The sequence below is a fragment of the Micromonospora sp. NPDC005367 genome (assembly GCF_040606825.1).
Taxonomy (GTDB): domain Bacteria; phylum Actinomycetota; class Actinomycetes; order Mycobacteriales; family Micromonosporaceae; genus Micromonospora.
Genome location: NZ_JBEXFP010000028.1, coordinates 1 through 23,731, shown reverse-complemented (window position 1 = coordinate 23,731; position 23,731 = coordinate 1). Strand labels below are relative to the sequence as shown.

Here is a 23,731-nt window from a genome sequence, read left to right as displayed (position 1 = left end):
CCGGTTGGCGCAGCATGCTCAGGGTGACCGGTGCGCTCGGTCGCCGCGCCGGTCGAGCACAGTGCCGCCGGCGGGACGCGGATCGAGGAGGTCGGCATGGCTGGGCGGTGTTGTCGGGGGCTCTGAGCGAAAGCCGTCCCCGCCCCTGCACCTGTGAGGAACCAGCATGTCGACCGACACTCAACTCGCGCCGCCGGCGCCGGCTCAGCCCAAGAAGTCCCGGAACCCGTGGCGACGGCTGCTGGCCGACCGCTGGGCGGTCGCCGGCGCCGGCGTCGTCGCCTTCTTCCTCCTCATCGCGCTGGCCGCACCGTTGATCTGTGCCGTCGGCGGCCACGACCCTTACACCTACGACCTCGACGCTCTCACCGAGGCGGGCGCGCCGATCGGATTCGGCGGTGGGATCAGCACCGAGCACTGGTTCGGCGTCGAGCCGGTGACCGGCCGCGACCTGTTCGCGATCGTGGCCTACGGCGCGCGTACCTCCCTGCTGGTCGGCGTGGGCGCGACCGTCGTCTCGGTGTTCCTCGGCGTGCTCATCGGGCTCACCGCCGGCTTCTTCGGCGGCTGGTACGACCGGGCCGTCTCCCGGGTCATCGACGTCCTGCTCGGCTTCCCGTGGCTGATCTTCGTGATCGCGCTCGGCGCGATCGTCCCGACCGGCCTGCCGAAGCCACTGCTGCTCGTCGGAGTTCTCGCGGTCTTCGGCTGGACCTCGATCGCCCGTATCGTCCGGAGCCAGACACTGGTGCTGAAGCGGCGCACCTTCGTGGTGGCCTCCACCGCCGTCGGGGCCGGGCCGTGGCACCTGCTCACCCGGCAGCTGCTGCCGAACCTCGCCGCCACGATCATCGTTTACGCCACGATCCAGATCCCGAGCATGATCGGCGCCGAGGCGGCGCTCTCCTTCCTCGGTGTCGGCGTGCCCCCACCGACTCCGGCGTGGGGACGGTCGATCGGTGACGCGGTCTCCTGGGTCCAGACCGACCCGATGTTCCTCGTCTTCCCGGGCGCGGCACTCTTCCTGGTCACGCTCGCCTTCAACCTGCTCGGCGACGGCCTGCGGGATGCTCTCGACCCCAGAACGCGAGGTCTGAACCGGTGAGACTCGCCCGCCTGATCTCCGGACGGCTGTTCGGCATGCTCGTCACGCTGCTCGTGATCAGCCTGCTGACGTACGCCGTGTTCTACCTGCTGCCGTCGGACCCGGCGCAGCTCTCCTGCGGGCGGCCCTGCACCCCCGAACGGCTGGCCGACGCGCGGGCGTTCATGGGCTTCGACAAGTCCTGGCTCCAGCAGTACCTCGGCTTCCTCGGCGGCATCGTCGCCGGCCGCACGTTCGGCTCGGGTGCCGCGGCCGTGCACTGCGCGGCACCCTGCTTCGGCTACTCGTTCCGCCTCAACGAGTCGGTCACCCAGCTCATCGTCGACCGCTTCCCGGTCACCTTCTCCATCGCGATCGGCGCCGCGGTGCTCTGGCTGATCATCGGTGTCGGCGCCGGCGTTCTCTCGGCCGTCCGCCGCGGCGGCGCGATCGACCGGGCGGCGATGACCCTGTCGACGGTAGGGGTCTCCGCACCCAGCTACCTGGTCGGGCTCCTCGGCATCCTGCTGTTCGGCTTCACCCTCAACATCGTGCCGGTCACCGGGTACGTGCCGCTGACCGAGAACCCGGTGCAGTGGCTGTGGCACCTCGTCCTGCCGTGGGTCGTCCTCGCCGTGCTCTCCGCGGCCGTGTACGCCCGGCTCACCCGGGGCCAGATGCTCGAGGTGCTGAGTGAGGACTACATCCGTACGGCCCGCGCGAAGGGTCTGCGGGAACGGCGGGTGATCGGCCGGCACGGCCTGCGCAACGTCCTCATCCCGGTCGTCACCGTCTTCGGTCTCGATCTCGGCACGCTGCTCGGCGGCGCCGTCATCACCGAACGGGTCTTCAGCATGCCCGGGCTCGGTTCCCTCCTGCTCGACGCGGTCGGCAACATCGACCTTCCGCTCATCGTGGGGATCACCCTCTTCTCCGCCTTCCTGATCATCCTCGCCAACTTCCTCGTGGACCTCGTCTACGGCGTCCTGGATCCGCGAGTGGCGCGCTGAGCGCCGGACAACGAAAGGAATCACTCTGATGAAGAGACGTGGGGTGCTGGCGCTCGCGGCCGTACTCGCCCTGGCGGGGTGCAACGCGAACCCGGACACGACGACCGATTCCGGTGGGTCGACCACGGCCACGCAGAAGGGTGGCACGCTGACCATCCTCAGCGCGGCCGGCGACATCGTCTTCGACCCGGCGAAGAGCCAGAACCTGGCGGTCACCACCCTCGGACTGGTTCTGCGCCGGCTCACCACGTGGGACGTCCAGCCCGGCAAGCCGGCACAGGTGGTGCCGGACCTGGCGACCGACACCGGCAAGAGCAGCGACGGCGGCAAGACCTGGACCTTCACCCTGAAGGACGGCGTGAAGTACGCCGACGGCAACCCGATCACCACGGCGGACATCAAGTACGGGATCGAGCGCTCCTTCGCCCCCGAACTCTCCGGTGGGCTGGGCTACCACAAGAGCCTGCTGATCGGTGGCGCCGAGTACAAGGGCCCGTACTCCGGGGCGGAGCTGGCGTCGATCGAGACCCCGGACGCGCGCACCATCGTCTTCCACCTCAAGACGGCCTACGGGGACTGGCCCTGGATCGCTTCCATGCCCGCGTTCGCGCCGGTGCCGAAGGCGAAGGACGACCCGCAGAAGTACGCCCAGAACCCGGTCGCCTCCGGCCCCTACCAGGTCGCGTCGTACCAGCAGGGGGTCGCGGTCAAGCTCACCCGCAACCCGAACTGGGACGCCGCCACCGACTCGGTGCGCGGCGGCGGCCCCGACGAGGTCATCTTCGAACTGGGCCAGGACGAGACGGTCCAGGCACAACGCCTCATCGCCGACTCGGGTGACGACCGGTCCGCGTTCGGCGCCGGCTTCGTGCCCCCGGCCCAACTCGTCCAGGTCCAGCAGAACCCCGCGGCGAAGCAGCGACTGGTCACCTCGGACGCCGGCGCGCTCGCGTACCTCGCGATCAACACCCAGCGCGGGCCGCTGAAGGACGTCAAGGTCCGCCAGGCCATCCAGTACGCCGTGGACAAGCGGGCCTACCAGGTCGCCTCCGGCGGCGCGATCGGCGGCGAGCTCGCCACCACCCTGATCACGCCGGGCATCGCCGGTCGGGCCGACTACGACCTCTACCCGGCCGAACCGTCCGGGGACGTCGCCAAGGCCAAGCAGCTGCTCGCCGACGCCGGCCAGGCCAACCTCTCCCTCACCCTGCTCTCCGAGAACGACCAGCAGAGCCTCGCCAAGTCGCAGGCGATCCAGCAGGGTCTGCAGCGCGCCGGCATCACCGTGACCATCAAGCCCGTCGACGAGACCGCCTGGACCGCCGAGATCACCGGCGACCGCGGTGACTACGACCTGACCCTGGCCTCGTGGCAGCCGGACTTCCCGAGCGCGAACGGCAACATCCAGCCGCTCTTCGCGTCCAGCCAGATCGGTGGCGGCGGTTACAACAGCGCCCGCTACTCCCAGTCGGAGGTCGACAAGCTGATCGACCAGGCCACCGCCGAGACCGACCCGGCCAAGGCGCAGGCCCTGTGGGCGCAGGCGGACAAGCGCATCATGCAGGACGCGCCGGTGGTGCCGTTGGTCTACACGCGGAACTCGTTCCTGCACGGTTCGCTCGTGCAGAACTTCTTCGTGCCCTCATTCCCGGCGTACCCGAACTACCTGAAGGTATCGCTGAAGCAGCGATGACGGTCTCCCACTCGGAGCCGTCCCTCGCGACGGCCACCCGGTCACCGCTGCTCGCGGTGACCGGGCTGGCCGTGTCGTTCGAGGTGGACGGCGAGACGCATCAGGCGGTTCACGAGGTCACCTTCGAGCTGCGGCGCGGGCAGGTGCTCGCGCTGGTCGGCGAGTCCGGGTCCGGCAAGAGCGTCACCGCGATGGCCGCGTTGGGTCTGCTTCCCGCCACCGCCCGGGTGAGTGGCAGCATCACCTTGGCCGGTGAGGAGCTGGTCGGCGCCGAACCGAGGCTGCTGCGTGAGGTGCGGGGCGGCCGAATCGGCACCATCTTCCAGGAGCCGACGACCGCGCTGAACCCGGTCTTCACCATCGGAGACCAGGTGGCGGAGGCCATCCGGACCCACCGCCGGGTGAGCCGCCGGGCCGCCGCGGCCCGGGTGCGGGAGCTACTGTCCGCGGTCGGTCTGGACGACCCCGACCGGGTGGCCCGCGCGCATCCGCACGAACTCTCCGGTGGCCAGCTCCAGCGGGCGATGATCGCCATGGCGATCAGCAGCGACCCGCTCCTGCTGATCGCCGACGAGCCGACCACCGCGCTGGACGTGACGGTCCAGGCCGGAATCCTGGACCTGCTGCGGGACCTGCGTACCCGCCTCGACATGGCCGTCCTGCTGATCACGCACGACATGGGCGTGGTGGCCGACCTCGCCGACGACGTGGTGGTGCTGCGGGAGGGCCGTCTCGTCGAGAAGGCACCCGTGGCGCAGCTGTTCGCCAACCCCGGACACGAGTACACGCGTGCGCTGCTGCACGCGGTACCGCAGCTGCCGGAGCTGCGGCTGGCCGGGGCCGCGTCCGCCGAGCCGCGAGAGCCGGAGCCCTCGGCGAAGGCACCGGCACCGCGGCCCGCGACGGCGACGAGCGGTGAACCGGCCGTGCGCGTACGCGACCTGGTCGTCGAGTATCCGGGACGTCGCCGCGGCCGGCGGTTCCGCGCCGTGGACGGCGTCTGCCTGGACATAGCCCAGGGCGAGGTCGTGGGCCTGGTCGGCGAGTCCGGCTCCGGCAAGTCCACCATCGGGAGGGCGTTGGCAGGACTGGTGCCCGTCACCGCCGGCACCGTGCAAGTGGTCGGGGTCGACGTGACCCGCGCCGCCTCGCGGGGGGCGCACGGACGGGAGTTGCGACGACTGCGAGCCCGGCTGGGCATCGTGTTCCAGGACCCGGCGTCGTCGCTGAACCCTCGGCGGACCATCGGCGCGAGCATCGCCGAGCCGCTGTCGCTGCACACCGACCTGGCGGCGGACGCGCAGCGTGAACGGGTCGACGAGTTGCTGGAGGCGGTCGAGCTGCCGAGGCGCATGCGTGACCGCTACCCGTACGAGATGTCGGGCGGGCAGCGGCAACGGGTGGCCATCGCCCGCGCCATCGCCCTGGACCCGCTCCTGCTGATCGCCGACGAGCCCACCAGCGCGTTGGACGTGTCGGTGCAGGCGCGGATCCTGGAACTGTTCCGCTCGGTGCAGCAACGGTTCGGCTTCGCGTGCCTGTTCATCAGCCACGACCTGGCGGTGGTCGACCAGCTCGCCGACCGGGTGGCCGTACTGCAGAACGGCCGGATGGTCGAGCAGGGGCCCGCCGCCACGGTGCTGCGGGCGCCGGAGCAGCCGTACACGTCGCGGCTGCTGGCCTCGGCTCCGGTCGCCGACCCGGCACGGCAGGCGCAGCGGCGTGCGGCGCGGCAGCGGCTCGCTGCCTGACGCCGCGACCGCTCTCCCACGGTACGAGCCGCTCACCGACCCCGGCCGGCGTCCGTGAGCGGAAACGGGGCGCAGGGGGCACCCGGCCCGGGTGCCCCCTGCGCTGGATCTGCTCAACCGCCGACCGGCGCCGGTGACGCGACGGTCGACGCCGGAGCGATCACACGTCCTTGAGGCAGGTCATGTAGGCGTAACCGATCTGACTGCCGAAGTCGATCAGGAGCCAGCGGTTGGCCCAGCTCACCCCGCAGGCGGTGTAACGGTCGCCCCGCAGGAGGCTCCACAGTTGATCGACTGCGGCGAGTGTCGGATCTGGCATGACGCGACTCGCGGCGGCGAGGTGCGTACGGTCTATTGCTGGACGAGCCGGAACGACTGGGCGGCGGTGCCGTTGCAGGAGTACTGCACCAGTTGGACGCTGTCGGCGGTGGAGCCGCCAGGCACGTCGAGGCACTTGCCGCTGTGCCGGTTGACGAGCCGGTAGTAGCCTCCGGTCTCCGGCACGGCCTGCCACTGCTGGTTGTTGCCGCCGCTGTACGTCCAGAGCTGGATCGGCGCGTTGTCGGCGGTGGACACGTTCGTCACGTCGAGGACGCGGCTGCTGTTGTTGTGGTTGTTCACCCGCAGGTAGCCGCCGCTGGTCGGCTGGAACTGGTACTGCTGGGCGAAGGTGGTGTTGCACGCGTACTGCTGGACGGCCGTGCCGTTCGCGGTGCCGGCGGCACGGGCATCGACGCATTTGCCGCTGCCCTTGTTGACGACGCTGTACCAGGCCGTGGGGGAGATCGGGTCGGACGGCGGGGGAGTGGTGCCGCCGCCGCCGAGCCACAGCAGGCCGTCGATCAGGAAGCGGTTCTGCACCTCGCTGGCGAACGTGGACGACAGCGGCACGTCCCGCTCGTAGTCCATGGCGTTGTGGCCGAAGTTCGCGTACAGCATCCTGTAGTCGGTGTTCGTCCACATGATCGGGTAGTAGCCGCCGTACCAGGTCTGGTTCGGGTCGGTGCCGAGCGGGAAGCTACTGGGGTCGACCGAGGCCAGGATGTCGATGGCCGGGTTGGCGCGCAGGTCGCGGCTCCAGCTGTACCACTCGCTCACCGACGAGGTGAAGGTGGCGGGCAGGCGGGACGTGGACGGGTGGGTGGCATCCTCGACCCGCAGTACCGCGGTGGTCGGCCCCCAGGTGTTGGTCTGGAACGCGCCACTGCCGAGGAACTGGTTGTGGTACCAGTCCCACCCGCCCGGGTTGTCGGTCCACGCGGAGACGTGGAAGCCCAGCCACGCGCCCCCGGCGCGCATGTACTGCTCGAAGGCCGGTCGCTGGGCGGCCGGCGGCAGGTCGTCCAGGAAGATCACCACTTGGTACTGGGCGAGGTTGCTCGCGTTGAGCCGGCTCCAGTCGTTGGTGGCGGTGTAGGCGAAGTCGTACTGCGCGGCGATCTGCGGGAACCACTGGTTGGCCTCGCGAACGAAGCTGATGTGCGCCGCATCCCAGGTGCCGTTGTAGAAGGCGATCACGTTGAAGGCCGGCGCCGCGTTGCGCCCCGCACCGACGGCCGGCGGCGCGACGACGGTCACCAACGCCAGGCAGAGCGCGAGGAGCTGGGCCACTCTTCGGATCACGGATCGGCGAGTACGGACGATCATGGCACGTCCTCTCGGTCGTCGTCGCGCTGCGGGCTCGGGAGAGACACATTAATCGATGACACTCTATGTCCGAGCAATTCTCGTGTCAATATCGGACTTGAGCGAATTGGTCGGCTTGCGACCTGTCGACCGGTGCCGTCGCGTCTCGGTTGCCTACGACGATCCGACGGAGTAGGCAGAAGGCTCACCTGTGTCGATCTGTGGAGGCCACATGAGACTCCGGGTCCTGTGCACCGCGGCCCTCGCCCTGACCACCCTGGCGGCCGGTGCCGCCGTACCCGCGCAGGCGGCGAGACCGGCGGCGCCGCCGAAGCAGCCGGTGGCCGTCGGCTACGGCGGTGCCGTCTCCACCGTCGACGAGACCGCGACCGCCGTCGGATTGGACGTGCTACGCCGCGGCGGCAACGCGGTCGACGCCGCGGTCGCGGCTGCGGCCACCCTCGGCGTCACCGAACCCTTCTCCGCCGGCGTCGGCGGCGGTGGATTCCTCGTCTACTACGACGCCCGGACCAGGCGAGTGCACACCATCGACGGCCGCGAGGCGGCACCGGCCTCGATGACCGCGACCAGCTTCGTCAACCCGGCCACCGGTCAGCCGTACGCGTTCGACGAGGCCCGGATCAGCGGGTTGTCGGTCGGCGTACCCGGCACGCTGCTCACCTGGCGGGACGCGCTCGCCCGCTGGGGCACCCGGTCGCTCGCCCAGATGCTGGCCCCCGCCGCCCGGGTGGCCGAGGACGGCTTCACCGTCGACGAGACCTTCGCCGGTCAGATCGCGGCGAACCGGGCCGCCTTCGGTCAGTTCAGCTCCACCAGCGCGCTGTACCTGCCCGGCGGCCAACCACCGGCGGTCGGCGGCACCTTCCGCAACCAGGACCTCGCCGACACCTACCGGCTGATCGCCAAGCGTGGCACCGACGTGTTCTACCGGGGCGAGATCGGCCGCGACGTGGCCGCCACAGTGCAGCACCCGCCGATGGCGAAGCGGCCGATCGGGTCGTGGCCGTACCCGATCCGCCCGGCCGGCATGACCGCGGCGGACCTCGCCGGCTACCGCACCCACGCTCCCGCGCCGACCCGGTCGGACTACCGCGGCCTCGAGGTGTACGGCATGTCCACCCCCTCCAGCGGCGGCGTCGCGGTGGGTGAGGCGCTCAACATCCTCGAGCAGTACGACCTGCGGTCGATGACGGCGACCCAGGCGATGCACCACTACCTGGAGGCCAGCGCGTTCGCGTTCGCCGACCGCAACCGCTACGTCGGCGACCACACCCCGGACGGCGTCCTGCGGGAGCTGTTGCGCGACGGGTACGCCAAGGAACGCGCCTGCCGGATCGACGCCTCGGTGGCACTGCCCAAGCCGGTCGCGCCCGGCGTACCGGACGGCGCGTACGGCGGCTGCTCGGCCGCGGCGGCCGCCGACACCCGGGACGACCGCAAGAGCACCACGAACCTGACCGTGGCCGACCGATGGGGCAACGTCGTCGAGTACACCCTGACGATCGAGGCGACCGGTGGCAACGCGATGGTCGTACCCGGCCGGGGGTTCCTGCTCAACAACGAACTGACCGACTTCAACTTCGCGCCGACCCAGGGCACCGCGCCCGACCCGAACCTGCCGGCGCCGGGCAAGCGCCCGCGCAGTTCCATGGCACCCACGATCGTGCTGGCCGATGGGCGGCCCTTCCTGGCCGTCGGCACCCCCGGCGGGGCGACGATCATCACCACCGTCCTGCAGATGCTGGTCAACCGGATCGACCTCGGCATGACCCTGCCCGAGGCCCTCGCGGCGCCGCGGGCGTCGCAGCGAAACGGTGCCAGCACCCAGGCCGAGCCGGACTTCATCGCCGCGTACGCCGGCAGCCTGCCGCCGGGGCACGTCTTCGCCTCGACGGCCGAGATCGGTTCCGCGACCGGTATCGAGTTCCTGAGCGACGGTCGGCTGCTCGCCGCGGCCGAGCCGGTCCGCCGTGGCGGGGGCGCGGCGTCAGTCGTCGGCCGCTGGCCGCGCCACTGACGCCGGGGCCCGCGGCGGCGGTACGAACCGTCGCCGCGGGCCCTCGCGCGGTGCGGTCGTTCGGCTGCGCCGGGTCATTCGTGATGTCCACCCTTGGCAGGTGATCGCATTCACATTAGGGTCAGTGCAATGGCACACCCTACTGCGTCGTCCGATGGCGTCGTGGCAGTCCGAGTAGGGACTTCGTGACCAGGTCGACGAGGTATCGCACGACGTTCGAGACGCTGCGTCGAACCTGGCCACGGTCGACCGGCACGGTGGAAGAAGGATGCCGATGACCGTCGCCGCGACCTACACGATCCCCGGCATGCGCGTCCGGGACCACGTCAGCGACGTACCGCTGGACTGGTCCGATCCGGAGCGCGGCACTATCCAGCTCTTCGCGCGTGAAATCGTCGACCCGGTACGCGACGGCGACGACCTGCCGTGCCTGGTCTACCTGCAGGGCGGGCCCGGCGGGAAGGGCCCCCGCCCGCTCACCCGGTCCGGGTGGCTGGACGTGGCACTGCGCGAGCACCGCGTGGTCCTCGTCGACCAGCGCGGCACCGGCCGCAGCACCCGCATCGACGGCCGCCGGATGGCCGCTTTCCCGAGCACCGAGGAAGCCGCCGCCTACCTCGCCTGCTTCCGGGCCGACTCGATCGTGGCCGACCACGAGCACCTGCGGAAGACCGTCTTCGGGGGCGGACGCTGGTCCACCCTCGGGCAGTCGTACGGCGGCTTCATCACCCTGACGTACCTGTCGAGGGCCCCGGAGGGCTTGACCGCCTGCTACGTCACCGGCGGCCTGCCCGGGCTCGACCCGTCGGCAGCGGAGGTCTACCGGCGCACCTACCCCCGCGTCGAGGCCAAGAACCGGCAGTTCTACCGGCGGTACCCGCACCAGGTCGCCCAGGTGGCCCGGATCGCCGACCGGCTGGCCCAGGGCGACGTGCTGCTGCCCGACGGCGATGTGCTCACCGTCCGCCGGTTCCAGTCGCTCGGCATGGACCTCGGCATGAAGCCCGGGTACGAACGACTGCACTGGCTGCTCGACGAGGCGTTCTCCGGAGACGAACTCTCCGCGACCTTCCGGCACGAAGTGCTGACCAGGACGTCGTACGCCGACAATCCCCTGTTCGCGGCCCTGCACGAGAGCATCTACGGGCACGGCGCCACCGCCACCGGCTGGGCGGCACAGGCCGAACGGGACAGACGTCCGCAGTTCGCCGAGGACGCCAGGCCGCTGCTGTTCACCGGCGAGATGATCTATCCCTGGATGTTCGAGGAGATCGCCGAGCTGCGCCCGTTCCGGGACGCCGTCGAACTGCTGGCCACCCGGCAGGAGTGGCCGTCGCTCTACGACCCGGACCGGCTGGCCGTCAACGAGGTGCCGGTGGCCGCCGCCGTCTACCACGACGACATGTACGTCGACGCGGGACTGCAACTCGACACCGCCTCCCGGGTCGGCAACCTCCAGACCTGGATCACCAACGAGTACGAACACGACGGCGTCCGCGAGGACGACCGGGTCTTCGCCCGGCTGACCCAGCTGGTCCGGGAGACCGGCGGAGGAGTCGACGACCGGCGGAAGGCTACGCGGCACATCCGGCAGGAAGGAACCTCCGATGCGTGACGGCAGACCGCCGAAGCTCTCCGAGATCCCGGCGTTCACCCGGTACCTGGCGACGGGCTGGGACGTGCCCGACCGCACCCCGCCGGTCGTCGCCGGCGCCGCCGAAGCCGCCGCCGCCCACCGGGCCCGGCTCGCCGAGGCGCTGCCCGGGCGCACCATCGTGCTGACCGCGGGCGAGGCGCCCGTACGCAGCAACGACACGGCATACGACTTCCGTCCGGACAGCGACTTCTTCTGGACCACCGGCTGCGCCGTCGAGAACGCCACCGTCGTGCTCCGCGACGGTCACCCCACCCTCTACCTGCCGCCGCCCGCCTACCCCGGCGACCCGGGCTTCTTCGCCGACGCCCGGTACGGGGAGCTGTGGGTCGGCGCCGCCCCGGGCCTGGACGACTGGGCGCGGGCGCTCGGCGTCGACGTCCGGCCGCTCGCGGAGCTCACCGAGCAGGTGACCCGGGACGACGAGGTGAGCCGTACCCTCGCCGAGCTGCGCATGTACAAGGACGACTGGGAGATCGGTCAGCTCCGGGAGGCGGTGGACCGCACGGTCGAGGGCTTCGCCGCGGTCGTACGCGAGATCCCCACGGCGATCCAGGGGCCGGGGGAGCGGTGGCTGCAGGGCACCTTCGACCGGTACGCCCGGGCGTACGGCAACGGCCCCGGCTACGCCACGATCGTCGGCAGCGGCCGGCACGCGCCCACGCTGCACTGGGTGCGCGCCGACGGTCCGGTGCTGCCGGACGAGGTGCTCCTGCTCGACATGGGCGTCGAGGTGAACAGCTACTACACCGCCGACGTCACCCGCACCTTCCCCGCCTCCGGACGCTTCTCGCCGGCGCAACGACAGGTGCACGACCTGGTGGAGAAGGCGCACCGGGCCGGACTGGCCGCGGTCGGCGCCGGCCGCCGCTTCAGCGAGTTCCACCACGCGGCGATGGAGGTGATCGCCCGCGGCCTGGCGGACTGGGGGCTGTTGCCGGTCTCCGTGGACGAGGCGTTGTCCGACACCGGGCAGCAGCACCGGCGCTACCTGGTGTGCGGCATCGGCCACCACCTCGGGCTGGACGTGCACGACTGCGCCCGGGCCTCGCGGGAGGCGTACCAGGACGCGGTCATGACGCCCGGCATGGTGCTCACGGTCGAGCCCGGCCTGTACTTCCACGCGCACGACCTGACCGTGCCCCCGGAGCTTCGCGGGATCGGCGTGCGCATCGAGGACGACATCCTGGTCACGCCGGAGGGCTCGGAGGTGCTGTCCCGCGCGCTCCCGCTGGCGGCCGACGGGCTGGAGAAGTGGATGGCGGCCGCCCAGCAGATGTGACCCCGCACGACCCCGCGTTCCCCCTACGACGCTGAGGAGAGCCAGCATGAGCACCCCCGCAAAGCCGTGGCGCGGCGTACACGTCGCGACGGCACTCCCCTTCCACGACGACCTCTCCGTCGACCACGACGCGTACGCCGAGCACGTCCGGTTCCTCGCCGCCGGCGGCTGCGACGGCGTGACCCCCAACGGCTCGCTCGGCGAGTACCAGACCCTGACCCCGCAGGAGCGGGCCCGCGTCGTCGAGACCGCCGTGCAGGCCGCCCCCGCCGGGTTCGGCGTCATGCCTGGCGTCGCCGCGTACGGCGCGTTCGAGGCCCGCCGCTGGGCCGAGCAGGCCGCCGAGGCCGGAGCCACCTCCGTCCTGCTGCTGCCACCGAACGCGTACCGCGCCGACCACCGGGCGGTAGTCGAGCACTACCGGGAGGTCGCGCGCGCGGGGCTGCCGGTCGTCGCCTACAACAACCCGATCGACACGAAGGTGGACCTGACCCCCGCGCTGCTCGCCGAGCTGTTCCACGAGGGACTGGTCGTCGGTGTGAAGGAGTTCAGCGGCGACGTCCGCCGGGCGTACGAGATCGCCGAACTCGCCCCCGGCCTGGACCTGCTGGTCGGTGCGGACGACGTACTGCTCGAACTGGGTGTCGCCGGCGCTGTCGGCTGGATCGCCGGATATCCGAACGCGATCCCGGAGAGCACGATGGAGCTCTACCGGCTGGTCACCTCGGACGACCCCGCCGACCTCGCCAAGGCGGTGCCGATCTACCGAGACCTGCATCCGCTGCTGCGCTGGGACTCGAAGACCGAGTTCGTCCAGTCGATCAAGCTGTCGATGGACATCGCCGGCCGCAAGGGCGGCGCCTGCCGCCCGCCCCGCCTGGCACTGCCGACCGAGGTGGCCGACCGGATCACTGCCGACACCGAGGCCGTGCTCGCCAAGGGCTACAAATGAGGTCCCGCCGCACCTTCCACGCCGTCGACTCGCACACCGAGGGCATGCCCACCCGGGTCATCGTCGGAGGAATGGGCACGATTCCCGGCGCCTCCATGGCCGAGCGGCGACTGTGGTTCATGGAGAACAGCGACGACATCCGCACCCTGCTGATGTACGAGCCACGGGGCCATGCCGCGATGAGCGGCGCGATCCTTCAGCCGCCGACCCGTCCCGACGCCGACTACGGTGTGCTCTTCATCGAGGTCTCCGGGCTGCTGCCGATGTGCGGGCACGGCACCATCGGCGTCGCGACCGTCCTCGTCGAGACCGGGATGGTGCCCGTCGTCGAGCCGGTGACCACGATCCGGCTGGACACCCCCGCCGGGCTGGTCGTCGCGTCCGTGGCGGTGCGCGATGGTGCGGCGGAATCGGTCACCATCCAGAACGTCCCGTCGTTCGCGTACGCGTTGGACCGCAAGGTCGAGGTCCCCGGCTTCGGCGCCGTCGAGTACGACATGGCCTTCGGCGGGAACTTCTACGCGGTCGTCGACCTGACGGAGCTGGGACTGCCCTTCGACCGCTCCCACGCGGACGAACTGCTGGCCGCCGGCCTGGAGATCATGGACGCGGTGAATGAGCACGACCGGCCGGTGCACCCCGAGCGTGCCGACATCAACGGCTGCCACCACGTCTACCTGAAGGCCCCCGGCTCGACCGCGAAGCTGTCCCGGCACGCCATGGCCATCCACCCCGGCTGGTTCGACCGCTCGCCCTGCGGCACCGGCACCAGCGCCCGGATGGCACAGCTGCACGCGCGCGGCGAGTTGGGCATCGGCGACGACTTCGTCAACGAGTCGTTCATCGGTACCCGCTTCACCGGTCGGCTGCTCGGCGAGACCACGGTCGGGTCGCTCCCCGCGGTTCTGCCGTCGATCACCGGCCGGGCGTGGGTCACCGCGACGGCGCAGTTCCACCTCGACCCCACCGACCCGTTCCCTGCGGGGTTCCTGCTGTGAGCCCCGCGCCCGTCCCGGACCTTCCCGACATCGGCCGCAGGGAGAACCTCCGCGACCGGATCCGGGAGGCCCTGCGCGCGGCGATCATCTCCGGCAAGCTGGAGCCCGGCGTCGTCTACTCGGCTCCGGCGCTGGGCGCGCAGCTCGGCGTCTCGCCCACCCCGGTGCGTGAGGCCATGCTCGACCTGGTGAAGGCGGGCCTGGTCGTCACACACGCGAACAAGGGCTTCCGGATCACCGAGATGTCCGAGGAGGACCTCGACGACCTGGCTGCCGTCCGGCTGCTCATCGAGCCGCCGACCGTGCGCAACGTCGTGCCGGTGATCCCGAAGGAGGACTTCCCCGAACTGCGGAGACTCGCGCAGGCCATCGTCGACGCGGTGGAGTGTGGTGACCTGGTCGGCTACATCGAGGCCGACCACGTCTTCCATCTGACCCTGCTCGGCTACAGCGGGAACCGCTTCCTGGTGGACGTCGTGTCCGACCTGCGGTCCAGGACCCGGCTGCTCGGCCTGACGCCGCTGCTCGAGAGCGGCAGGCTGGGCCGTTCGGCCGCGGAGCACCACGAACTGCTGGACCTCGTCGAGGCCCGCGACCCGGCCGGCACCGAACTGCTGATGCACCGCCACATCGGTCACGTACGAGGGCTGTGGGCAGGCGGCGCCGGAGACACACCATGAGTGGGGGCCAGCGGGCGGATCGTCGGCGCGGCCCGCGCGCCACCCGTGCCGACGCCGGACCGGGTACGACGGCGACCCGCCCTCGCGGTGGCCGGTGGGGCAGGGCGGCGACGTGAGCGCGGACCTGGTGATCGTCGGCGCGGGTGTGGTGGGCGCGGCCAGCGCGTACTTCGCGGCGTCGGCGGGACTGCGGGTGGTCGTCGTCGAGCGTGACGCGATAGCCGGCGGCACCTCGAGCGCCGGCGAGGGCAACGTGCTGGTGTCCGACAAGGAGGCCGGTGTCGAACTCGACCTGGCTCTGTACTCGCAGCGGGTCTGGCGTGCGGACCTCGCCGAACACGGTGACCTCTGGGAGTTCGAGTCCAAGGGTGGCCTCGTCGTCGCGGCCTCCGAGCAGGGCGTCGCGTCGCTGCGCGCGCTCGCCGTCCAGCAACGTCGGTGCGGTGTCGAGGTCCGCGACGTCGCACAGGACGAGTTGCGCGACTACGAACCGCATCTCGCCCCGCAACTCGCCGGGGGCGCCTTCTATCCCCAGGACGCCCAGGTCCAGCCGATGCTGGTCGCGGCCCACCTCCTCCGGCTGGCCCGCGAGCGCGGCGCCCGGGTGCGTACCCGCACCGAGGTCACCGGATTCCTCCGCGACGGCACCCGGGTGACCGGGGTGCGGACCTCGTCGGGCGACATCTCCGCCGGCGCGGTGCTCAACGCCGCCGGTACGTGGGCCGGCGGCGTCGCCGACCTCGCCGGGGTGCGCGTCCCCGTGCTGCCCCGGCGCGGATTCATCCTGGTCACCCAGCCGATGCCGGCCCGGACGATCCGGCACAAGGTCTACGCGGCCGAGTACGTCGGTGACGTGGCCAGTTCCGATGCCGCGCTGCAGACCTCACCCGTGGTCGAGGGCACCGCCGGCGGCACCATCCTCATCGGCGCATCCCGGGAACGTGTCGGATTCGACCGGAGCGTGTCCGTCACCGCCATCGGCACGCTCGCGGCCAAGGCGATCGAGCTGTTCCCGATGCTGCGGGAGGTCCGGGCGATGCGTACGTACCTCGGATTCCGTCCGTACTGCCCCGATCATCTGCCCGTCATCGGCCCCGACCCCCGTGCGCCCGGCCTCTGGCACGCCTGCGGTCACGAGGGCGCCGGCATCGGGCTCTCCGCCGGGACCGGGAAGCTGATCGCGCAGGCGCTCGTCGGGGAGCGGACCGACCTGGATCTCGCGCCGTTCGCCCCGGACCGTTTCGCGGAGGCCGAGGAGGAACCCCGGTGACCCATCAGATGACCTTCCGCGGCACGACCGTCGCGGCCGAGCCCGGCCAGAGCGTCGCCGCCGCGCTGATCGCCGCCGGAGTGACGCACTGGCGCACCACCGGCAGGGGCGGCCGTCCCCGTGGACTGTTCTGCGGCATCGGCGTCTGCTTCGACTGCCTGATCACGGTCGACGGGATCCCCGACCAGCGTGCCTGCCTCGTCGCCGCCGCCGACGGCATGCGGCTCGGCACGGACGCCGAGCCGGGCGCGGCCCTCGAAGGCGTCGGCGGGCCGGGGGACGACGATGCGTGACGTGGCCGTGGTGGGTGCCGGTCCGGCCGGACTCGCCGCCGCTGTCGAAGCCGCCGAGGCCGGACTCGGCGTCACGCTGATCGACACCGCCGCACAGCCCGGTGGGCAGTACTGGCGCCACTACGACCAGACCCACGCCCGCCCCGATGATCACCTCGGCCACCACGGCTGGTCCGTCTTCACCCGGCTGCGGGCCCGCCTGGACGCCCTCCGAACCGCCGGCCGGATCCACTACCTGCCCGGTCATCAGGTCTGGCTCATCACCCGGGAACCGAGCGGCCCGTTCACCCTCCGGGTCACGGCCGCGACCGCCGACAACCGCCCGGCCGGCCCCGGTCGGACGCTCACCGCGCAGGCGTTGATCCTCTGTCCCGGGGGATACGACAGGCAGTTACCCGTGCCCGGCTGGGACCTGCCCGGAGTGATGACCGCGGGCGGAGCACAGGCCCTGCTCAAGGGACACCGCACACCGGCTGGGAAACGCGCTGTCGTCGCCGGCACCGGGCCGTTCCTGCTGCCCGTGGCCACCGGCCTCGCCCGGGCGGGGGTGACCGTCGCGGCCGTCGTCGAGGCCAACGGAACCCTCGGCTGGCTCCGCTCCCCGGCCGGCGCGGCGTCCGCGCCGGGCAAGAGCGTCGAAGCTCTCCGGTACGCGGCGCTGATGGCCCGGCACCACATCCCGTACCGGACCCGAACGGTGGTCCGTGAGGTGCTCGGAACGGACCGCGCGGAGGCGGTCCGGGTCGCGCGGGTGGACCGCGAGGGCCGTCCGACCGGTCCGGACGAGGAGATCGCCGCCGACCTCGTGGCGTTCGGCTGGGGCTTCACCCCCTCGCTGGAGCTGCCGCTCATGCTCGGGGCGCGGACGGCGACGGACACCGACGGCTCGCTCGTCGTGGCCGTCGACGACCGCCAACGCAGCAGCGTCGACGGACTGTACGTCGCCGGCGAGGCCACCGGCGTGGGCGGTGCGGCGTTGGCGGTCAACGAGGGACGGCTGGGCGCGCTCGCCCTCGCCGCCGAACGTGGCCGCCTAGCCGACCCGGCGCTGATGAGCCGGTTGGGCGCTGCCGTCCGGCGGGGCCGCCGGTTCGCCGCCGCCATGCACCGGACCTACCCGCTGCCCCGTGCCTGGCCCGAGTGGCTGACGGACAGTACGCTCGTCTGCCGATGTGAGGAGGTCGCCTACGGCGACCTGCGTCGGGCCCACCACGACCTCGGCGCGGAGGACGCCCGCACGCTGAAGATGCTGGCGCGGCCGGGAATGGGCTGGTGCCAGGGACGGGTGTGCGGTCTCGCCACCGCGGGTATCGCGGCCTGGCTGAGTGGACGGGAGACCGGTGTGGACGACCTGCGTCCGTTGGCCACCCGCAGCCTCGCCGTGCCGGTGCCGCTGGGTGAGCTGGCCGCACTGGTCGAGGAGACGACGCCGCCCGAGGCGGCCGAAGAAGGAGGACGAAACGGTGACTGACGTGCTGAGCCGTGACCCGCGTACCGGCCGGCCGCGGGAACGCGTCGCGACCGAGTCGACGGCGCAGGAGGTGGATCGCGCGGTACGCGCCGCCGCAGCCGCCGGAGCCGCGCTGCGGGACCCCGTCCGACGGGCGGACCTGCTGCGTACGGCCGCCACGATCCTGGAGAAGAACGGCGAGGAGATCGTCTCGACCGCCGACGCGGAGTCGGCCCTCGGCCGGGTGCGGCTCACCGGAGAGCTCGCCCGCACCTGCTACCAGCTCCGCGCGTTCGCGGACGTGGTGGAAGCCGGCGCCTACCTGGACGTGATCATCGATCACGCCGACCCGTCGGCGGCACCCGCCCCCCGTCCCGACCTGCGGCGCTACAAGGTGCCGCTCGGGGTGGTCGCGGTCTTCGCGGCGAGCAACTTCCCACTGGCGTTCAGCGTGCCGGGCGGCGACACCGCGAGCGCCCTGGCCGCGGGCTGCCCGGTGGTGGTGAAGGCCCACCCGGACCACCCCGCCACCTCCGTCCTGTGTGCCCGGCTCCTGCGGACGGCGGCGGCCGAGGTCGGGCTGCCCGAGGACGTGGTCGGGCTGGTGCACGGCTTCGATGCGGGCCCCGAACTCGTACGCCACCCGCTGACCGCGGCGGCGGGTTTCACCGGCTCGGTGCGGGGCGGCCGGGCGTTGTTCGACATCGCGTCGTCCCGGCCCCGGCCGATCCCGTTCCACGGCGAGTTGGGCAGCCTCAACCCGGTGGTGGTGACCGAGCGGGCGGCCGAGACCAGGGCGGCGGAGATCGGGGCGGGACTCGCGGCCTCGTACACGCTCGGCATGGGCCAGTTCTGTGTGAAGCCGGGTCTGGTCCTGTTGCCGGAGGGCGCGGCGGGCGACGCCGTCGTCCAGTCGGTCGTGGCGGCGACGGTCCCGTCCGGGCCGCTGCTCGACCCGCGCATGCGGGAGGCGTTCCTCGCCGGGGTTCGCTCCCGCGCCGCGCTGCCCGGTGTGACGCAGCCGCTCGGGGCGGGTGAGGCCGGCGACGATGCGACGCCGCTGGCGGTCCGGCCGGGTGTGCTCTCCGTCGCGGCGTCGCGGCTCGCCGACGGCGGGCCGTACGAGGAGCTGCTGGAGGAGTGTTTCGGTCCGGTCACCGTGCTGGTCCGCTACGCCTCGCGGGCCGAACGGGACGCGGTGCTCGACGCGCTGCCGGGCAACCTCACGGCGACGGCACACCTGGCGGTCGACGAGCGGGACGACGTGGCGGCGGACCTCGTCGCCGGGCTGAGCGCGATCGCGGGACGCGTCGTGGTGGACGGGTGGCCGACCGGGGTGACCGTCGCTCCCGCCATGCAGCACGGTGGACCGTACCCGGCTGCCACCAGTGCTTCGACCTCGGTGGGTGGCACCGCGATCGAGCGGTGGCTGCGTCCGGTGTGCTACCAGAACGTCCCCGACCTGTTGCTCCCGCCGGAGCTTCGCGAGGCCAACCCGTTGGGCCTGCCCCGCACCGTGGACGGCGTCTCGACGAGCTGACCGCTGTCGCGTCCGCGATCGGTGTCCGGCCGCCGGTCGCGGACCGTGGGTGATGTCGTCGTGACAGCGGAGCTGCTTTCGTCGACGCTGACGCTCGATGGTCGACACCGTTACGAGACCGTGACGGGTGCATTTCGAGAACAAGTGTTGACGCCCTCTTTGTGAGCGCTAACACTACGGCTGTGTCACCCGTGTTTCCGGCGCGTCCGGAGAGGAGAGACAGCTTGTGAGTAAACGATTTCTAGCCGTTCTCGGTGCGACGGTGCTGGCGTTGGGCCTAACGGCCTGCGGCGGCGAAGGAGCTGGCGGTGGCGGCGACACCAGCGCAGACAAGCCGGCCGACCTGACCATCGGCGTCGCCATGCCGACCCAGACCTCGGAACGGTGGATCGCCGACGGCAACTCGGTGAAGCAGAAGCTGGAGGCCAAGGGTTACAAGGTCGATCTCCAGTACGCGGGAGACGACATCCCCACCCAGTCCCAGCAGGTCGACCAGATGATCACCCAGGGCGCCGACGTCCTGATCATCGCGGCGATCGACGGCACCGCCCTCAGCGGCCAGCTGCAGGCGGCGGCGGACGCGAAGATCCCGGTCATCGCCTACGACCGGCTGATTCGGGAAAGCCCGAACGTCGACTTCTACGTCAGCTTCGACAACTACAAGGTCGGCGTCGCCCAGGCCACCGCACTGCTCGTCGGTCTCGGCCTGCAGAACAAGGACGGCTCGAAGGGCACCGCGAAGGGGCCGTTCAACATCGAGCTCTTCGCCGGCTCGCTCGACGACAACAACGCCCACTTCTTCTTCGACGGCGCCATGGACACGCTCAAGCCGTTCATCGACGACAAGTCGCTGCGGGTGAAGTCGGGCCAGACCAGCATCGAGCAGGTGGCGATCCTCCGCTGGCAGCAGGAGACCGCGCAGAAGCGCATGGAGGACCTGCTCACGTCGAGCTACAACGACGGCACGCGCGTCCAGGGCGTGTTGTCGCCGTACGACGGCCTGTCCCGCGGCATCATCACGGCCCTGCAGAACGCCGGTTACGGCGGCTCGGGCGCCAAGATGCCCGTGGTGACCGGCCAGGATGCGGAGATCGCCTCGGTCAAGCTCATCAACGACGGCGTCCAGCACTCGACGATCTTCAAGGACACCCGTCTGCTGGCCGAGCAGGCAGTGGTCGCCGCTGAGGCGTTCCTTGAGGAGAAGGAGCCGCAGGCCAACGACACCAAGACGTACGACAACGGTGTCAAGGTCGTCCCGTCGAACCTCCTGCCGGTCCAGACCGTCTACAAGGACGACATCAAGCCCGTCCTCGTCGACTCCGGCTACTGGACGGCCGAAGAGGTCGCCAGCGGCCAGGCCAAGGGCTGACGCGTCCGTCGGGCCCGGCGCCGGCCGCACCGCGCCGGGCCCGACGGAATCACCGAACCTTCTTCCATCTCCGCTCGCGGCCCGTCGTTGCGGCAGGTGCGGGCCGCGGCGCAGCCGACGCCGCGATCCCGGTCGAACAGGGTTCATCCAAGACGGGTACGACCAGGACGGTGACCATGTCCGACAACATCCTCGAGATGCGTCACATCACGAAGACCTTTCCCGGGGTGAAAGCGCTCCAAGACGTCTCGCTCGCCGTGCGGCGCGGGGAGATCCATGCCATCTGCGGCGAGAACGGCGCGGGTAAGTCCACCCTCATGAAGGTGCTCTCCGGCGTCTATCCCACCGGGTCGTACGACGGCGAAATCGTCTTCGACGGCAAGCCGGTGCAATTCCGCGGCATCAACGACAGCGAGGCCCACGGCATCGTCATCATCCACCAGGAACTCGCCCTGGTGCCCTACCTGTCGGTCGCGGAGAACATCTTCCTCGGCAACGAGCGCCGTGGGGCCGGCGGCCTGATCGACTGGAACCGGACCAACGCCGACGCCGCGGACCTGCTCGCCTCCGTCGGGCTGCGGGAGAGCCCGGTCACCCCGATCATCCAACTCGGTGTGGGCAAACAGCAGCTGGTGGAGATCGCCAAGGCGCTGTCGAAGCAGGTGCGGTTGCTCATCCTCGACGAGCCGACCGCCGCGCTCAACGACATCGACTCGGCGCACCTGCTCGACCTGCTCCGGCGGCTCCGCGACGAGGGCGTCACCTGCATCATGATCTCCCACAAACTCAACGAGATCACCGCGATCGCCGACTCCACCACGGTGATCCGCGACGGGCGGACGGTCGAGACACTCGACATGAGCTCCGCCGACGCGACCCAGGAACGGATCATCCGTGGCATGGTCGGCCGGGACCTCTCCAGCTTCTACCCGGACCGGGTGTCGGAACCGGGGGAGGAGGTCCTCCGTATCGAGGACTGGAACGTCCGGCACCCGACCCAGGACCGGCTGGTGGTCGACGGCGCCAACCTCAACGTCCGCGCGGGCGAGGTCGTCGGCATCGCCGGCCTCATGGGCGCCGGCCGCACCGAACTCGCGATGAGCGTGTTCGGCCGGTCGTACGGCCGCAACATCACCGGCCGGTTGTTCATCCGCGGCAAGCAGGTCCGCGCCCGCAACGTCGCCGAGGCCATCAGCAACGGAATCGCGTACGCCACCGAGGACCGCAAGCGGTTCGGGCTCAACCTCATCGACGACATACGCCGCAACGTCTCCGCCGCCGCGCTCGGCAAACTCGCCCGCCTCGGCTGGGTGAACGGCAATGAGGAGATCAAGGTCGCCGAGGACGGCCGGCGCGACATGAACATCAAGGCACCGAGCGTCATGTCGGTGGTCGGCAAGCTCTCCGGCGGCAACCAGCAGAAGGTCGTCCTGTCGAAGTGGCTGTTCACCGACCCCGACGTGCTCATCCTCGACGAGCCGACCCGGGGCATCGACGTCGGAGCCAAGTTCGAGATCTACACCATCATCAACCGTCTGGTCGCCGACGGCAGAGCCGTCATCCTCATCTCATCCGAGCTGCCGGAGCTGCTCGGAATGTGCGACCGGATCTACACCCTCGCGGCCGGCAGGATCACCGGTGAGGTGCCGGTCGGCGAGGCCACCCAGGAGAACCTGATGGAGCTCATGACGAAGGACAGGGAGCTCGCCCGATGACCACCATCAAGCCGTCGGCGACCCCGAAGCAGCGCTCGTCGTCCGAGGACGACGCCACCGCCGCAATGCACACCGGCACCAGCGATCCACGGACGCTGATCCTGGGCAACCTGCGCCAGAGCGGGATCTACGTAGCCCTCGTCGTGATCGTCGCCCTTTTCGCGGTCCTCACCGACGGCGTCTCGCTGAGTCCCGGCAACATCACGAACATCGTCCTGCAGTACTCGTACATCCTGGTGCTCGCGATCGGCATGGTGATCGTGATCATCGGCGGTCACATCGACCTGTCGGTGGGATCGGTGGTCGCGCTCACCGGCGCGGTCTCCGCCGTACTCGTCATCAGGCAGGGACAGCCCTGGTGGATCGGCGTCCTGGCCGCGCTGGCCGTGGGCGTCGCGGTCGGTGCCTGGCACGGATTCTGGGTGGCGTACGCGGGGATACCGGCGTTCATCGTGACCCTGGCCGGCATGCTCCTGTTCCGGGGACTCACCCTGCGGGTGCTCGACAACATCTCACTGTCGCCGTTCCCGGCCGAGTACCAGCGCGTCGCCGCCGGCTTCCTCAACGGGCTCATCGGCGGGCAGGGCTACGACGCCTTCACGCTGCTCATCGGAGCGGTGGCGGTGGCCGGCTACGCGGTCAGCGTCTACCGGACCCGACTCGCCCGCATCCGCTACCAGCAGCCCGTCGAGTCCTTCCCGCTGTTCGTGGCCCGGGTGCTGCTCGTCGGCGCGGTCATCATGTACTTCGCCTGGCAGCTGGCCCACGCGCGGGGACTGCCGATCGTGCTGATCATCCTCGCCGTCCTCGTGCTCGTCTACGGGCTGGTCACGCGGCGTACGGTCTTCGGCCGCCGGGTCTACGCGATCGGCGGCAACCTCTCCGCGGCGACGCTGTCCGGTGTGAAGGTCCGCACGGTCAACTTCTGGATGTTCGTCAACATGGGCTTCCTGGCGGCGGTGGCCGGCGTCATCTACTCCTCCCGGTCCAACGGGGCCCAACCGGCCGCCGGCAACATGTTCGAACTCGACGCGATCGCCGCGGCGTTCATCGGCGGCGCGGCGGTCACCGGCGGCGTGGGCACCGTAGTCGGCGCGATGGTCGGCGGCCTCATCATGGCCGTGATGAGCAACGGAATGCAGCTGATGGGCGTCGACCAGTCGACGCAGTCGGTGGTCAAGGGGCTCGTCCTGCTCGTCGCCGTGGCCTTCGACGTGTACAACAAGCGCCGGGCCGGGGCGAGCCGCTGACGCGGGGGCACCCTTGGGCGTGGCCCTTGACCACCGAGTGCGTCGACTGGTCGACGCCCATCAGCTGCATTCCGTT

19 protein-coding genes are annotated in these 23,731 nt (G+C 70.9%); 17 read left to right on the top strand and 2 right to left on the bottom strand.

Going from position 1 to position 23,731, the window contains the following annotated elements:
• The first annotated feature begins 166 nt into the window (after positions 1-166).
• The 4 genes from ABZS42_RS19915 to ABZS42_RS19900 are packed head-to-tail and all read left to right on the top strand — an operon-like array spanning position 167 to position 5,538.
• On the top strand, positions 167-1,105 hold the full coding sequence (locus ABZS42_RS19915; RefSeq protein WP_355147296.1) for an ABC transporter permease: 939 nt from the start codon (positions 167-169) through the stop codon (positions 1,103-1,105).
• Entirely contained in the window at positions 1,102-2,094 is a 993-nt protein-coding gene (locus tag ABZS42_RS19910; protein ID WP_355147294.1) for an ABC transporter permease, read from the top strand. The genes ABZS42_RS19915 and ABZS42_RS19910 overlap by 4 nt, the downstream gene beginning before the upstream one ends.
• 28 nt (positions 2,095-2,122) lie before the next feature.
• A complete protein-coding gene (locus tag ABZS42_RS19905; protein WP_355147292.1) occupies positions 2,123-3,787 on the top strand; it encodes an ABC transporter substrate-binding protein in 1,665 nt (554 codons plus the stop codon).
• Positions 3,784-5,538, top strand: coding sequence for an ABC transporter ATP-binding protein (locus ABZS42_RS19900; protein ID WP_355147290.1), 1,755 nt, complete (start codon positions 3,784-3,786; stop codon positions 5,536-5,538). Before ABZS42_RS19905 ends, ABZS42_RS19900 begins: the two co-directional genes overlap by 4 nt.
• A 160-nt stretch (positions 5,539-5,698) precedes the next feature.
• On the opposite strand, the gene ABZS42_RS19895 is transcribed toward ABZS42_RS19900, so the two are convergent.
• Positions 5,699-5,857: a hypothetical protein gene (locus tag ABZS42_RS19895; RefSeq protein ID WP_355147288.1), complete on the bottom strand. Its 159-nt coding sequence runs from the start codon at positions 5,855-5,857 to the stop codon at positions 5,699-5,701.
• Positions 5,858-5,889: 32 nt separating this feature from the next.
• Positions 5,890-7,161, bottom strand: a complete 1,272-nt coding sequence (locus ABZS42_RS19890; RefSeq protein ID WP_355147286.1) for an RICIN domain-containing protein — start codon at positions 7,159-7,161, stop codon at positions 5,890-5,892.
• A gap of 235 nt (positions 7,162-7,396) precedes the next feature.
• Between ABZS42_RS19890 and ggt the strand changes: the two genes are divergently transcribed.
• The 13 genes from ggt (at position 7,397) to mmsB (ending at position 23,655) form a co-directional block, all read left to right on the top strand.
• Positions 7,397-9,202, top strand: a complete 1,806-nt coding sequence (gene ggt, locus ABZS42_RS19885; RefSeq protein ID WP_355147284.1) for a gamma-glutamyltransferase — start codon at positions 7,397-7,399, stop codon at positions 9,200-9,202.
• A gap of 274 nt (positions 9,203-9,476) precedes the next feature.
• Positions 9,477-10,817, top strand: a complete 1,341-nt coding sequence (locus tag ABZS42_RS19880; RefSeq protein ID WP_355147282.1) for an alpha/beta fold hydrolase — start codon at positions 9,477-9,479, stop codon at positions 10,815-10,817.
• Entirely contained in the window at positions 10,810-12,138 is a 1,329-nt protein-coding gene (locus ABZS42_RS19875) for an aminopeptidase P family protein (RefSeq protein WP_355147280.1), read from the top strand. The genes ABZS42_RS19880 and ABZS42_RS19875 overlap by 8 nt, the downstream gene beginning before the upstream one ends.
• Before the next feature lie 46 nt (positions 12,139-12,184).
• Entirely contained in the window at positions 12,185-13,090 is a 906-nt protein-coding gene (locus ABZS42_RS19870; protein ID WP_355147278.1) for a dihydrodipicolinate synthase family protein, read from the top strand.
• Positions 13,087-14,088: a proline racemase family protein gene (locus ABZS42_RS19865; RefSeq protein ID WP_355147276.1), complete on the top strand. Its 1,002-nt coding sequence runs from the start codon at positions 13,087-13,089 to the stop codon at positions 14,086-14,088. Before ABZS42_RS19870 ends, ABZS42_RS19865 begins: the two co-directional genes overlap by 4 nt.
• On the top strand, positions 14,085-14,768 hold the full coding sequence (locus ABZS42_RS19860) for a GntR family transcriptional regulator (RefSeq protein WP_355147274.1): 684 nt from the start codon (positions 14,085-14,087) through the stop codon (positions 14,766-14,768). The genes ABZS42_RS19865 and ABZS42_RS19860 overlap by 4 nt, the downstream gene beginning before the upstream one ends.
• 112 nt (positions 14,769-14,880) lie before the next feature.
• On the top strand, positions 14,881-16,038 hold the full coding sequence (locus ABZS42_RS19855; protein WP_355147272.1) for an FAD-dependent oxidoreductase: 1,158 nt from the start codon (positions 14,881-14,883) through the stop codon (positions 16,036-16,038).
• On the top strand, positions 16,035-16,331 hold the full coding sequence (locus ABZS42_RS19850) for a (2Fe-2S)-binding protein (RefSeq protein ID WP_355147270.1): 297 nt from the start codon (positions 16,035-16,037) through the stop codon (positions 16,329-16,331). The genes ABZS42_RS19855 and ABZS42_RS19850 overlap by 4 nt, the downstream gene beginning before the upstream one ends.
• A complete protein-coding gene (locus tag ABZS42_RS19845; protein WP_355147268.1) occupies positions 16,324-17,802 on the top strand; it encodes an FAD/NAD(P)-binding oxidoreductase in 1,479 nt (492 codons plus the stop codon). The genes ABZS42_RS19850 and ABZS42_RS19845 overlap by 8 nt, the downstream gene beginning before the upstream one ends.
• Positions 17,795-19,321 carry an aldehyde dehydrogenase (NADP(+)) gene (locus tag ABZS42_RS19840; protein ID WP_355147266.1) on the top strand — a complete coding sequence of 509 codons (1,527 nt, stop codon included), beginning with the start codon at positions 17,795-17,797 and terminating at the stop codon, positions 19,319-19,321. Before ABZS42_RS19845 ends, ABZS42_RS19840 begins: the two co-directional genes overlap by 8 nt.
• A gap of 226 nt (positions 19,322-19,547) precedes the next feature.
• A complete protein-coding gene (gene chvE / locus ABZS42_RS19835; protein ID WP_355147264.1) occupies positions 19,548-20,690 on the top strand; it encodes a multiple monosaccharide ABC transporter substrate-binding protein in 1,143 nt (380 codons plus the stop codon).
• A gap of 176 nt (positions 20,691-20,866) precedes the next feature.
• Complete coding sequence (gene mmsA / locus ABZS42_RS19830) at positions 20,867-22,405, top strand: multiple monosaccharide ABC transporter ATP-binding protein (protein ID WP_355147262.1); 1,539 nt, start codon at positions 20,867-20,869, stop codon at positions 22,403-22,405.
• Positions 22,402-23,655, top strand: a complete 1,254-nt coding sequence (gene mmsB, locus ABZS42_RS19825) for a multiple monosaccharide ABC transporter permease (protein WP_355147260.1) — start codon at positions 22,402-22,404, stop codon at positions 23,653-23,655. The genes mmsA and mmsB overlap by 4 nt, the downstream gene beginning before the upstream one ends.
• Positions 23,656-23,731 lie beyond the last annotated feature (76 nt).

Coding starts and splice junctions, on each gene's coding strand:
- ABZS42_RS19915 (WP_355147296.1), top strand. CDS start 167: ATGTCGACCGACACTCAACTCGCGCCGCCGGCGCCGGCTCAGCCCAAG.
- ABZS42_RS19905 (WP_355147292.1), top strand. CDS start 2,123: ATGAAGAGACGTGGGGTGCTGGCGCTCGCGGCCGTACTCGCCCTGGCG.
- ABZS42_RS19900 (WP_355147290.1), top strand. CDS start 3,784: ATGACGGTCTCCCACTCGGAGCCGTCCCTCGCGACGGCCACCCGGTCA.
- ABZS42_RS19895 (WP_355147288.1), bottom strand. CDS start 5,857: ATGCCAGATCCGACACTCGCCGCAGTCGATCAACTGTGGAGCCTCCTG.
- ggt (WP_355147284.1), top strand. CDS start 7,397: ATGAGACTCCGGGTCCTGTGCACCGCGGCCCTCGCCCTGACCACCCTG.
- ABZS42_RS19880 (WP_355147282.1), top strand. CDS start 9,477: ATGACCGTCGCCGCGACCTACACGATCCCCGGCATGCGCGTCCGGGAC.
- ABZS42_RS19875 (WP_355147280.1), top strand. CDS start 10,810: ATGCGTGACGGCAGACCGCCGAAGCTCTCCGAGATCCCGGCGTTCACC.
- ABZS42_RS19870 (WP_355147278.1), top strand. CDS start 12,185: ATGAGCACCCCCGCAAAGCCGTGGCGCGGCGTACACGTCGCGACGGCA.
- ABZS42_RS19865 (WP_355147276.1), top strand. CDS start 13,087: ATGAGGTCCCGCCGCACCTTCCACGCCGTCGACTCGCACACCGAGGGC.
- ABZS42_RS19845 (WP_355147268.1), top strand. CDS start 16,324: ATGCGTGACGTGGCCGTGGTGGGTGCCGGTCCGGCCGGACTCGCCGCC.
- mmsA (WP_355147262.1), top strand. CDS start 20,867: ATGTCCGACAACATCCTCGAGATGCGTCACATCACGAAGACCTTTCCC.
- mmsB (WP_355147260.1), top strand. CDS start 22,402: ATGACCACCATCAAGCCGTCGGCGACCCCGAAGCAGCGCTCGTCGTCC.